This is a genomic window from Candidatus Melainabacteria bacterium (assembly GCA_003963305.1).
GTDB lineage: Bacteria > Cyanobacteriota > Vampirovibrionia > Obscuribacterales > Obscuribacteraceae > PALSA-1081.
Genome location: RXJR01000002.1, coordinates 13,432 through 26,027 on the forward strand (window position 1 = coordinate 13,432; position 12,596 = coordinate 26,027).

Below are 12,596 nucleotides of genomic sequence, written 5' to 3' on the forward strand. Positions count from 1 at the left end.
CAAAGGAAGGATAACCGAACATGAAAAAATGGGCACGCTGGACTCTTCTAATCCTCTGGACGTTGCTTTTGCTTGGCACTTCGACGTTCTGGAATCCGTTCACGTCGTTTCCAGCTCTGATGAAGTATTCAGTAGTGACTGCATTCGGCGCCATTGTCTTCGGCGCCCTGATGATCATCATGCAGTTCTACATCATGATCAAAATCCTCTTCCCATTGCCGCCCAGAGCCGACGCAAAGGCGCCAAAAGGATTCTGGCGGACGGCACTGCCCTTTCTCTTCCTGCAGCCTTCAATAAGCCCTAAGGCACCCCAGACGCTCGATACCGTTATCGGTAACGAACCAGCCAAACAGGAAATCCGCGAAGTCATCGACATGCTCGCGCACCCCGAACATTACCTGAAGTCAGGCGCCGAAGTACCGAAAGGCATGCTGTTTATTGGACCTCCAGGCGTGGGCAAGACGCTTTACGCCAGAGCCATAGCAAACGAAGTCGGAATTCCGTTCTATGTGCTGGAAGGTTCCGGTGTAAGCGGTTTGATCATGGGATTGGGCGTGCTCAAGCTCAAGACCTTGTTTGCCCAACTGAAGCGTCACGGTAAGGCGATACTGTTCATCGACGAAATCGACTCCATGGCAGCCAGACGCCAGGGCGATCGCGGTTTTGGCGGTCAGTCGGATATGAACATGACGCTCAATACGTTACTGACAGAAATGGACGGCTTCCACAGCACCAACCTGCTCATTATCGGTGCCACCAATAATGATGGCATTCTCGACCCGGCATTGATGCGCGCAGGTCGCATGGACAGAAGAATCTACTTCCAATCGCCATCGCCTGCTGAACGCCGCCAGATCTTCCAGTACTATCTTGATCGAGTTGCTCACGCACCTGAAATCGATCTCGACGAAATCATGATGTTGACTTCGAACTACTCACCGGCAGAAATCGCCAATGTCGTCAACGAAGCAGCTCTGATATCGATGCGTCCGGGCGGACCGAGTCATGTCACAACAGACTCGATCAAACAGGCTCTGGACCGCGTTGCCGTAGGACTGGAACGAACGCTGGTCGGTTCAGGGCTGGAAATTCAAAACGCAGATCCGACTATCAGACTGGAGCATGTAGTCGGAATTGACGACGTCAAACAGGATCTGGCTGAAATTGTCGATTTTCTGCAGCACGGAGATGACCTGCGTTTGATCGGCGCAAAAATTCCAAAAGGCGTTCTCATGGTTGGACCGCCCGGGGTCGGTAAAACGATGCTGGCCAAAGCCATCGCCAACGAGGCCGGCGTGCCGTTCTACGGACTCTCGGCGAGCTATCTTGGTGATTTTGGTGGTGACCGCATTCGAGCGCTCTACCAGCAAGCGAGAAAGAGCCCGGCTGCCATCGTATTCATTGATGAAATCGATTCAATCGGGGCCAAAAAATCTCACGAGGGAATGAGGTCTGATGCGCTTAATCAGATACTGGTGGAGCTCGATGGATTCTCCCGCAGCAACGTCATCACGATAGGCGCGACTAACAACGAACCTATTCTCGACCCAGCTTTCATGCGCAGTGGCAGATTCGACAGGAAAGTGTATGTCGGCTTGCCGGATGCACCAGCCAGAAAAATCATTTTCACGCAATATCTGAAGACCATAAAACTGGCTTCCGAACCGGATCTAGATAAACTTGCCAAACAAACCACTAATTTCTCAGGAGCAGACATCGCAGCAGCAGTAAATGAAGCCGCGATACTGGCTGTGCGCAAGAAGAAAACACACGTCGAAGAATCAGACCTGGAAGAAGCCGTAGACAAAGTGTCCGTGACATCAGGTCACAAGTTGAACACTCATGGTGTCAACATGTCGCGCGTTCCGGACATAGAAGTTCGCCTGGCGGACCTGAAAGGAATGGACGAAGCTAAGGCAGAAGCGGCCGAAGTAGTTGCTCTCCTGAAGCATGCTGATAAGGTTCTGGAATCTGGTCTGAAAGCGCCAAAGGGTGTTCTGTTAGTTGGCAGACCCGGAACAGGTAAGACCATGCTCGCTAAAGCGATCGCGAATGAGGCAGGCGTGCCGTTCTACTCACTCTCAGGAAGTGATTTCCAATCGATGTGGGCAGGCGAGACCGCAGTTCGTGTCCGTGCCGTTTACGAGCAGGCCAGACGGGGCGGAAAGCCTTGCATCGTCTTCATCGACGAAATCGATGCCATCGGAGCCAGACGAGGTGTTGAAAGAGGCGGTGGTGCAGTTCAAGACCACAACAAGACGCTGAACCAATTGCTCGTCGAAATGGATGGATTCGGCAAACACAAAGTGCTCACTATCGGTGCAACGAACCATCCAGACTTGCTGGATTCGGCCCTATTGAGACCAGGTCGCTTTGACCGACGAATCGATGTGCCGTTGCCTAACCTTGAAGGACGTGATGCCATTCTTCAAAGCTACCTGAAGAAAACAGCTACCGATGAAACAGTCAACACGCTGGACATTGCCCGCATGACAGTATTCAGTGCAGGAGCAGAGCTGGCTAACATTGTTAACGAAGCGGGATTGATCGCCATCAGAGATGGCAACATGAAGATCTCGCAAAGCGACCTGTTCCAGGCCGTGCAACGAGTGCGATTTGGCATGCAGTACAGTCGACACATACTCGTCGAAGAGTTGATGGCGACTGCATATCACGAAGCTGGGCACACGATGGTTTGCTACTACCGCAACCGCCGCGAGCGCATCCAGGTCGTGACCGTCGTGCCCCGCGGTGGCGCTCTCGGCTACATGTGGCCGGTAGAGAAAGAAGACTATGTTCAACAGAACAAGCATGAATACATTGTCGACATTGAAGTCTCACTGGGCGGCATGGCTGCAGAGCAGATATACATGGACACAACTACTTCAGGCGTTTCTTCAGATCTCAATTCGGTAGGTCATATCGCCAACCTGATGGTCAGGAACTGGGGTATGGGTTCATTCAAATTCAACACGACAACTGCCTACGAATACAAGGGTGATTGGAGTGAACCTAGACAGGCATCATCAGAGACGAATCGCGAGATTGAGATGGAGATCAAAAATCTTGTCGACACTTGCATGGAAAACGTCACCCAACTGATCAAAGCAAAACGCGTCCAGCTGGACAAGCTGGCACAAGCACTGGTCGAGAAAGAGACACTGTACTTCGCTGACATTGCAGCGATTCTCGAGCCAGAGCGCTCCAAAGCCGATATTCAGCGCGAGATCGATCTTCTCGGAACACGCAAGCTCGTCGGAAAACCGCCTGTCATCGACCTCGACAACTTCGGGGGCTGGGCTCTACCTGGTATCGGCAGCGGTGGCAGCAGCGGAGCCAGCCCGGGTGGAAGCACGAACAACAAAGGACCACAGATAAAGGATATTCGCTTCGATAAAGATGCGGATGACCACTGGAGCCCGCAGCAGGAATAGTCGAAAAGCACTAGCGCAACGGCTCATCATCACACTCTTTGAGCTCTCCATAGTTCATGCCGAACGAACGGAGCAGCTGCGCAACTCGTTCCGATACGACTAAATCCGGCTTCCTCTGAGCGAAATCATCAACGCCTGGCTTTCCGGTGATCTTAAACCAGTGCCAGCTACCAAGCTCCGAGTCTGGTCGGGCTTTCCTCCATACACGCTCGAATTCATCTGCATCACCGGATATTTCGACTTTGTCAAATTCAACACCAGTGACTGGGGGCGAAATGTCCTCCAATGCCTTCTTGAACCGGTCTGTACCGATGAAATATCCAAGCCAGCACTGCATATCGTCCTCCGGCCAATAATGAAACTCATAATGGAGCTTCGAAATCAAAATAGGACGGTCTGTTTTTGCGCCAATGTACTCTGTACCTGGCCCAAAGCTGCCGGCAGCGTTTACCGAATAATCATAGAAAGGCATTTTCGCTCCTTTACATTACTTGGCGGCAGAAACGAGACCTAAGTGTGGCACAAGGAAAGCGCTCTCAGCTATAGTCACAGACAAATCCGGACCGCCCTCAAACATTCGAAGGCATGGATGAGTTAAAATTCGTCCCGTAGGCAGAAACGCTTATTGGAAAACTGCGAATGGAGTGTCATCAATGAAATTGAACAAGAACGTGATCCTGTGCTCTATGGTAATTCTGCTGGGAGTTCCTGCATTCACATCCATTCCTGCTGCTAGTGCAAAAGATCTAGCCGCAGATGTAGCCAAGGAACAAGCCAAAGCTGCAGCAGACAACGAAAAAGCAAACAGTGAAGTGAACAAAGGGCACTCTTTTAGAGCCGGTCGGGCCGCAAAGAAAGCTGAGAAGGCCGAAGAGAAGGTCCAAAAGGATCAGCAAAAAATGCAAAACGGCGGTCAACAATAGATACCCCTACTGCCAGTAGACAAGCCCTTTTCGAAAAACGTCTGCAATTTTAGAATCGCAACACCAGAGGTTGCGACCTGCTTTTGCGTGAAACAGATCAAGTTTGTTTCACGTAATGTTTCATGACGACAAAAACCGAAATCGAAGCCGAAGTCGATAAGCCGGGAATAGCTTCAGAAGCGACTAGCTAACCAAAGGTACCGGCAATAATGATCAGCAGTGAGCAAGACCTCAGCATGGATCGCTTCAGAATAGTGTCGGAAGTGGGCGTTGGCGGAATGGGAAAGGTTTTCCAGGCTGTTGAGCAGCATTCCAACAAGGTGTTCGCTCTGAAGGTGATGCACAATCACCTCAAGAATGATCCGACCAACAGAATGCGATTCGAGCGCGAGGCGAAAGTGGCAATAGACCTGCGTCACAAGCACATTGTCGAAGTAACTGCGTATGGATTCACCGAAAGCAACGAGCCTTTCATTGTTATGGAATTTCTCGAAGGAGTTTCATTGCAAGATGTGCTCAAACAAAAACATCGTCTGGAACTGCAGGAATTTTTCGCAACGTTTGCAGGCGTCTGCGATGGATTGAGTTATGCGCATGAATCGAACGTGGTCCATCGCGATATCAAACCAAGCAACATAATGCTTGTAAACGGCGACTTCAATGAATCAAAGATAGTCGACTTCGGCATCGCGAAGGTCTGCAAACAAACAGGGGAGGTCTGCCCTGAAACCGCATCTGCACTCAAGTCCATCGTTACATCTGTTGATGCGCCTTCTGCGTTGAATAGTTCGCACGCTGTAGAAACCACTGTCAAAATGCTCGTGTCGCAAGAAGGAGCATCAGTATTGCAAAACCTTACGCAACCGGGAGAAATATTCGGAAGCCCACTATATCTAAGCCCGGAGCAATGCATGGGCGAAGAAGCCGACTGCAGATCGGAAGTGTACACACTGGGCTGCGTCATGTTCGAATCTCTAACAGGAACGCCTTGCCTGAAAGGCTCCAATGCCATGGAGACTTTGTTGTTGAGAGTTCAAAACGATGCACCATCGATCAATGATCTCGACGAGGGTCAGAAATTCCCGGTAGAACTTGAAAAAGTTGTCGCCAGGGCGCTGCATCGAAATCCTGATGAGCGATACCAATCAGTTCGAGAATTGGGCACCGCGCTCAAAGCTGCCAATCTTGACCTCGATCAGCTGGAATGATGCGACGCAAAGTATAAATATCACTGCCGCCAAGCTGCTTCTCATAAAGCGATAAATTCTGCCACGGATCCCAGGCAGCACTAATTAGCTTACCTGTTATTGCTGATACTGTATCGGAGGCTAGCAAAACGCACAAAGCAGCGGCCTGCTCAAGAGAGTTGCCTCCTTGTTCTTTCTGTAGGCAGGCATCCTGAAACGCCTTAGGTCCGGCCAAGCCGCTACCAGCCTGCAGCACCTGCTCAAGCATTTCAGTGTTGAGTGCTCCTGGTGCCACAGCATTGACAGTTATATCGAATTCTTTCAGCTCTTCTGCCAGAGTCTCGGTGAAGCGCACCAGAGCCGCCTTACTTGCAGCATAAGCACCAAAACACGGTCTCGGAGCAGTGGCTCCTCCACCCGAAAGATTGATAATTCGGCCATAGCGCTTAGATTTAAGATGGGGAATGGCAGCCCGGCATAAGAGGACGGGGCCACCCAAATTGATCTGAATAGTGCGCAGCCATTCTTGCCAATCGACTTCTTCGCTCAGTCCAATCGGACCAAGAATGGCCGCGTTATTGACGATGATATCTAGTCGACCGAATTGTTGAATTGCACTGGCAACGATGGACTTAGCGTCACTCTCACACGAAACATCAGCCCTTATAGCCTTGACCAGGGCTGATGTCTGGCATTCAGCTTGCAGCTCTGCGGCAGTATCTAGCAATTTGTACTCGTCTCGGCCGCAAATGGTTATATTGCAACCGTTGGCAAGAAAGGCTCGGGCAATAGCTTTTCCTAAGCCCCGACTCGCTCCTGTAATTATTGCACTGCGTTCTTTTAGTAGCAAAGAGCGTACCTTTGAGAAGAATAGTAGTAGCTTACTTGAATGGTGAAAGTAAGATGCTGAAATCTATGCTCGAGCAATTGGATACTCTGAGAGGCGGTACTTTTTATCGACCAGGCGAGCCAGCGCTGGCCAGGGCAACCATTGCTCAGTAAAGCTCATATCCTTGAAATTCAGAGCTTTTAAAACCTTATAGCGAATAAGCTTCTCTAGCCCCGGAAGAAAATATCCCTCCTCAACTTGGAATCCGCATTTTTCAAGGGCATAGGCCATCGTTTTAGGCTGAAAGAGACTGATATGAATTTCTGGAGCAAAATAGGACCAGTTGAGAATATTGCCTTCAAATGGCTGACTGTTGCCAGTTGTATAGAAAAATAATCCGCCCGGTTTGAGCAGACTTCTGATACGTCTCAGCTCACTAATCGGGTCTAAACAATGCTCAAGTACTTCGATGGCTGTAATAACATCAAAACTCTGATGATGATTTTCGAGTGCCTCTTCTGGCAAAATCCGCAGTCCAGCAGCCTCTGCCCGCTCGACTGCCCAGCCATGGTCAAAGCCGAACATTGCCACTTTGTAATTCTGCTCACAGTATTTCAGCAGACCACCGGTGCCGCAGCCATAGTCGAGCCATTTTTTGCCCTCTAGATTCTTGATGAAGTGACTGGCGATGGTGGCAATTCCTTGCCATTCGTAATTGCGAACAGTGCTCTGATGATGCTCAAATTCGTAGACATAGTCTATGGACTGGTCCGCGCCCCTGCCTTGATAGTAGTTCTGATCGTATATCAGCCCATAGTCGGTTTCAGGGTTATCGACATAGTAAAATCCGCAAGTCTGGCAATGAAACAATGAGAAAGCTCTCTTTATTACTCGCCCTGATTTATCGCCAACTTTGCTTGTTGCGCTTTGGCAAATGGGGCAAATTGCATCTCCTCTCTGCATTCTTGAGCTTGTCAGTGGTTCCTGCCTGTTTTGTCATTGGTGGAGCGGATAAGGTGAATCAATAGTTTATGCGTGAATTCATTGCTTGGCAAAGAGGTCTTTCAAAGTAAACAAAAAAGGAGCCATAAGGCTCCTTTCTGATAAGTGCATAGGCTTTCCAATTAGTCGTCTTGCGGATCAGCCGGTGGCTGTTCCTGCTTTGGCAACAGGTCTGGAGGGATGATATAGTCGCCCTTCTTGTAGCTGCCAGGATTAGCACCTGTAGCATCGGCTGGAATTCCGTTCTTACCGCGATTGGCTTTAACAATGGCATCCAACACGTCATTGGTATTTTTGCCGGTCGCCTTAGCGAGTTGATCGGCGTAGTTCCACAACCAGTGTCCGCTTCCACCTTCAAGTTTGAACGTGGTGTTGCCTTGATCGTCTTGCTTGGTCTCGAAAGGAACCTTTCCAGCAGGCGGAGTATCGCCGTTTGGATTAGGATTCGGGTTGCTGTTGTCACCAGGTTTGGTGGCGGTCGGTTTGCCGTCTGCGCCTACTACTGGACCATCAGCGGTGTCTTTATGAGCAACATTGTCTGGCGTGATCACCATAGTGTTACCGTCACCGCCTTTAACAGCTACGTTCCCGGATGAATCAACCGAGATGTCGCTGAACTTGGCTGCTTTGTCTGTAGGCTTGTGGTCCTTGTCCGCTGCGACCCACTTACCATCTGCATTTCGTACAAATTCGGACTCATTGCCCTGCGCATCAGCACGAACAACACTGGTCAGTTTGGTCGGGTCAGCAGCATCGTAGGTGAACTTCGAAGCGGAGCCATCAGGATATTTGACCTGAGTCACTTCACTGTTGGCATTCACAGATATTTGCGAATCTTGCTTTTGTCCAGGAATTGGATTGCCGGAGCTATCTAACTTCAGCGTGTGCTGCGTGTAAGTGAAATCACCTGCAGGCGCGCTGGCATTACCATGGCTATCAACGACGTTCCACTTTCCGTCTTTACTTTGATAAGCATACTGTCCATCTGAAGTAACTACTGGATTGTGGTTACCGGCCGATGTGTCAATGGAGCCATCTGGCTTCATCGGTCCCCAGTTTCCTTTACCGTCGGCTTTGTAGACCACAGGAGAGCCGCCATTGGCGGGAGTTTCAGTGATGCGATTGATATTACCGGTCGAATCGTACTCAAATTGCTCGGTTCTGCCGTTGGCATAGGCGATTCTGTTAACGTTGCCGTCAGCACCTCTGTCAACTTTCGGAGCTGCTACAGGATCACTGCCGACAGCTTTGTCATAAGCAGCGCTGAGATCGCTATATTTCTTCTTGCCACTGGCGATGTCATCCTTGCTGACACCAGCGAGTCCGAGGTCGGAACTCAATTCATCGACGTTGAAGCCGTCACTGACTTTGTCAGTGCCATCTTTCTTCTTCAGACCGTCGTACTTACCATCTCTGAGGTCTCTCACCAGTTGATAGTTGGGGTCTTTGGCATCATGTGAGTTCAACCAGGCATCCATATCACCACTGCTGATATTGCCGTCTGGTTTCCCACCATTCTTGGCAGTATCAAGCTGCTGAATCAGCGGAGCTTCACCGTTTGGTCCGGTCTTGAACAAACCGCTCAGACTACTTGTTACCTGATTATCACCGTTCTTCGCTTGCATGGCGCGGTTGTCTTGACCACGGCTCTCCTGATCAAAATAAGCCGCGATGCTCTTCGGTCCGAGATATGCATTGTGTCCTGGGTTATCACCAGTTGCAGCAGTAGCAGCATCAAATGTGCCACCTTTTTCGAGCTGATCTCCATAAGCTTTGATCAGCGCTGAATTGAAGTTGTTCTGCATCAGTTGGACGACTGCGGGAATGGCGTCATGACTGATTCCAGTGTCTGGAAGGTTGTTTGCACCATTACCATCACTGGGCTGGCGCGAGCTGAGCTTGTGCAGCAACGATTGGTTCTCTGCTGCCCACGAGAGCGACAAGTCAGGCAACGTGCCATTCGCTTGCAGGTCTTTGACCAACGCGTTCTGATAGTTTTTGAAATCTTCTTGGGTGTAACCGTTCTTGCCAATTTGGTCGTAGTGAGACTGAACTTCTTTGTTCAAGCTGTCGTAGGCATCCTTTGCACCCTTACCACCGTGATCGGCTTGTTTGACCTTATCTGCGGTTGCTTGAGCTTCCTTCTCATTATCAACGGCCATAATTTACTCCTTGTTTGGGCCAAAACGGGTTTAGCCACAAAAGTAAGATGTGTAAAAGATACCTAGCGTGAATAAGCTGTTGGCTTTATTCCACGCACGGCACTGTAGTAAAACAAGCGCTGTGGCTTTTTCGGACAGGTAGTTATTCGGTTGCAGGCTCTCGTATATTACACACGTTTAATACACTTGTCATTGGGAGAATTACGTAGTCAACATTAAATGTCAAGACATAACCCACATGAAGAGTTTTAGACGTAACCGTTCCGGGCGGGAAGGTGCGAACAATATAAGCGAAACTTTGTGGCACTTTAGGGACATTTCAGCACTCACGACGAAAACGACCCTGTTAATATGTTCGAGATTACCAGGAAGGGTTTCCAGTGGACGCCTCCGACCCTCAAACCAAACCATTTGAAGTTACCGACAAGCATCGCCCGGTTGATGACACTGAATTCCGAGCGCGTGTGCTTTTCTTAACCGCCGGTATAGGCATTCTCGGCAGCAGACTATTGAAAGACTATATAGATCACTGCGACCTGGCATCTGGAACTAACACCGAGACCAGTCTAACCATGGAGCAGTACAGCGTCACAGTAAAGGAGCTGCTCACGATCAGCATCTGGCTTACTCTATTTGAGCAAGCCGCCACACGCACATTGCCATTGTGGTTTAAGGACTTCGTATTGGCCTGCCACAACGTTGCCGACAAGGTACAGCCCAAACCAACATCACAAGAGACTGACGAGAAATACAATCTCGAATCGCCTGTTGCTGAAATCTGCCAGCAAGTTTCGATTAACCTGTGTATGCAACTCAATCTGGGTGCCACAGCTAATGATGCGCTGATTTACCTGGGCGACCTGCTGCTGCAAGCCAAACCGGAACGAGCAGAGCTGCTCGAATTCGCATTGACGCAGCCTGTAGCTGCGCTGGATAAGCGCATCAAAGAAAGCTAGCTCACAAGCCGCGGATAAGTTTCATGCACTTACGCCTAGAGACACGTGCGTGCTCTTACAGGATATCGGGCGGATTGTATGCAAACAAAAACGTGGTGACGAAATTGAAACCGGCGTGTCCAATTATTGTCGTAGACGTATTCGTGTAACGCTTGACGATGCCCATCAAAATAGACCATCCAGCAACTTGAATGATGAAGATCGGCGCATGCTGGAATTGAGCATGCAATACGCCATGCAAAATAGCGGCCGGCACCAAACCAAGAACAGGCTGTAATGCGCCCCTGATTAGAGTTTCTTCGCCAACCCCGGCAAAAATTGCAGTTGCCAGCGCCAGTATCAGCGCACCCGTAAAGCCACCAGATGCGGTGAAAGTGCCACCATTATAGCCAGCCAGTTTACTATCGAGCCCAAGGTGTTGCCCATGTGTGTAGAATGCCCAGAGGAAATCATACATAAAGCTCATGAAGACTAAACCAAGACCAATCATTATTTGCTGAGGGGTGGGGCGCACCAACGCCAGCCTGTTCAACACTTCCTTGAACGATCGAGTCACGAATATGCCGCAACCACAAAATGACAGCATAACGAGACCCAGTCCGTTATAAGAAAACAATTGATCCAATGGAAGCGGCATCGGAATCGGCAATCCAGGCATCTGGAAATCTGATTTTGGCGCCATTGAAGCAAGCAAATAAAACATCGTCTGAACGTAGATAAAGAACCCAACCATGTGTGGAATCGATGCCGGCATAAAGACACGATCGGCTTCAAATGCCGGTTTAAAGGCCGCCCAGCTTTTGACAGTTGCTCTCACAAGCTTGATGTCGAAAACGCAGTCAACAGCCGTGAAGATATAGGAAAAAAGTGTACGAAAGCCCTTCACCAGGTTCAGCCCGGTCAGAGCGCAGCAGACAAAAGTCACTTGCATGACCCACGGATCAGGCGTTCCAAGGGTTTCCGACGTCAATCCGTTACTCGTCATCCAGTAGTAGAGGGCCAGACCGATGAACCAGAGAAAAATAGTTATTCGAAGGAACCACTCAATTCCAGGCTTGCGGGTTAAATAGAACTCCTCGCGCATAACAGGCGGTGACACAGACTGCGCGGCAGCACTTGCGGGCACAGCCTCGGGCTGAATCGATGAAGGTTCGGAGTTCGATGCCGGTCTGACCTCCGGAGGGGTGTCCGCGACATGCGCAGCGGCAGCGAGGGCTGCCGGCTCCGTCGCCGTCGCCACGCCGGCGGTCTCAGACCCAGTCGCGGCTGCTTGCCCTGCAACAGCAACGACGGCGTCGGACGCGGTCTCGGTTGCCGGCTCCGAATTGGCGTCAATAGCTGTGACAGCGGCGGACTGATCTGCAGCGACCGTTTCGGGTTCCGCTACTGTGGACTGATCCGCAGCGACCGTTTCGGGTTCCGCTACTGTGGACTGATCCGCAGCGACCGTTTCGGGTTCCGCTACTGTGGACTGAGCCGCAGCAACAGGTTCGGGTTCCGTCACGGTGGACTGATCCGCAGCAACAGGTTCGGGTTCCGTCACGGCGGACTGACCCGCAGCGACAGGTTCGGACTCCGTCACAGTTGACTGCTCAGCAACAACAACTTCGGACTCCGCCACAGTTGACTGCTCAGCAACGACAACTTCGGACTCCGGCACTGTTGACTGCTCAGCAGGGACAACTGCGGATTCCGTCGCGGGCTTGGTTGAATCCGGTCCTGGCTCATCCGTTCCTGGACCCACTCCTTGCGGAGCACTCGTGGATGAGTTCTCATCTGCTGTAGATTCGGCGGAAGAGCCGATCGCAGATTTAACATCGATTTCTGAGGGCTGCTCATCTTTAATCTGAGCAGATGAGAGCGGCGCCGCTGACGTTTCCGAGTGTCCAGTCTGAGTTTCAGTCGCTGCAACGACAGCCGGCGGCTGCACGACCGCCCCCGGAGCGGACGCAGGCTCGATCACCGGTCGGGGCGCCGAGACGAGTCGTTTAACCCTCTTACCACCGGCGGCTTGAGCCAGAAGCCCCAAAATACCTATCGATAGAACGATAATAAAATCCAACAAGATTCCGCCTTATATCTGGGAAAAATAAGTCCAGTTGG

9 protein-coding genes are annotated in these 12,596 nt (G+C 50.7%); 4 read left to right on the forward strand and 5 right to left on the reverse strand.

The genetic code is table 11. The features are described from left to right. Positions 1-20: 20 nt before the first annotated feature. Entirely contained in the window at positions 21-3,434 is a 3,414-nt protein-coding gene (locus EKK48_02630; GenBank protein ID RTL45350.1) for an AAA family ATPase, read from the forward strand. Between the two features lie 10 nt (positions 3,435-3,444). Here the strand turns inward: EKK48_02630 and EKK48_02635 are convergent, their stop codons facing one another. Further along, positions 3,445-3,906 (reverse strand): hypothetical protein, encoded by a 462-nt coding sequence (locus EKK48_02635; protein ID RTL45351.1) that lies wholly within the window; start codon positions 3,904-3,906, stop codon positions 3,445-3,447. 181 nt (positions 3,907-4,087) lie between these two features. Here EKK48_02635 and EKK48_02640 point away from each other — a divergent pair, with 181 nt between their 5' ends. Together EKK48_02640 and EKK48_02645 are read left to right on the forward strand one after the other, a co-directional pair. Next, on the forward strand, positions 4,088-4,357 hold the full coding sequence (locus EKK48_02640; protein ID RTL45352.1) for a hypothetical protein: 270 nt from the start codon (positions 4,088-4,090) through the stop codon (positions 4,355-4,357). Between the two features lie 209 nt (positions 4,358-4,566). After that, complete coding sequence (locus EKK48_02645; protein ID RTL45353.1) at positions 4,567-5,565, forward strand: serine/threonine protein kinase; 999 nt, start codon at positions 4,567-4,569, stop codon at positions 5,563-5,565. Here EKK48_02645 and EKK48_02650 read toward each other — a convergent pair. The 3 genes from EKK48_02650 to EKK48_02660 all read right to left on the reverse strand — a co-directional run bounded on the left by EKK48_02650 (position 5,528) and on the right by EKK48_02660 (position 9,537). Continuing rightward, positions 5,528-6,457, reverse strand: a complete 930-nt coding sequence (locus tag EKK48_02650) for an SDR family oxidoreductase (protein RTL45354.1) — start codon at positions 6,455-6,457, stop codon at positions 5,528-5,530. The genes EKK48_02645 and EKK48_02650 overlap by 38 nt on opposite strands. Continuing rightward, positions 6,458-7,336, reverse strand: a complete 879-nt coding sequence (locus EKK48_02655; GenBank protein ID RTL45355.1) for a class I SAM-dependent methyltransferase — start codon at positions 7,334-7,336, stop codon at positions 6,458-6,460. A gap of 161 nt (positions 7,337-7,497) precedes the next feature. After that, entirely contained in the window at positions 7,498-9,537 is a 2,040-nt protein-coding gene (locus tag EKK48_02660) for a hypothetical protein (GenBank protein ID RTL45356.1), read from the reverse strand. A gap of 380 nt (positions 9,538-9,917) precedes the next feature. Here EKK48_02660 and EKK48_02665 point away from each other — a divergent pair, with 380 nt between their 5' ends. Beyond that, complete coding sequence (locus tag EKK48_02665; protein ID RTL45357.1) at positions 9,918-10,493, forward strand: hypothetical protein; 576 nt, start codon at positions 9,918-9,920, stop codon at positions 10,491-10,493. A 55-nt stretch (positions 10,494-10,548) separates the two neighbouring features. Here the strand turns inward: EKK48_02665 and EKK48_02670 are convergent, their stop codons facing one another. Further along, positions 10,549-12,558 (reverse strand): CPBP family intramembrane metalloprotease, encoded by a 2,010-nt coding sequence (locus EKK48_02670; protein RTL45358.1) that lies wholly within the window; start codon positions 12,556-12,558, stop codon positions 10,549-10,551. Positions 12,559-12,596 lie beyond the last annotated feature (38 nt).

Excerpts from the sequence above, each read along its gene's own strand:
- EKK48_02635 (RTL45351.1), bottom strand. The coding sequence starts at position 3,906 with ATGCCTTTCTATGATTATTCGGTAAACGCTGCCGGCAGCTTTGGGCCA.
- EKK48_02630 (RTL45350.1), top strand. The coding sequence starts at position 21 with ATGAAAAAATGGGCACGCTGGACTCTTCTAATCCTCTGGACGTTGCTT.
- EKK48_02660 (RTL45356.1), bottom strand. The coding sequence starts at position 9,537 with ATGGCCGTTGATAATGAGAAGGAAGCTCAAGCAACCGCAGATAAGGTC.
- EKK48_02645 (RTL45353.1), top strand. The coding sequence starts at position 4,567 with ATGATCAGCAGTGAGCAAGACCTCAGCATGGATCGCTTCAGAATAGTG.
- EKK48_02655 (RTL45355.1), bottom strand. The coding sequence starts at position 7,336 with ATGCAGAGAGGAGATGCAATTTGCCCCATTTGCCAAAGCGCAACAAGC.
- EKK48_02640 (RTL45352.1), top strand. The coding sequence starts at position 4,088 with ATGAAATTGAACAAGAACGTGATCCTGTGCTCTATGGTAATTCTGCTG.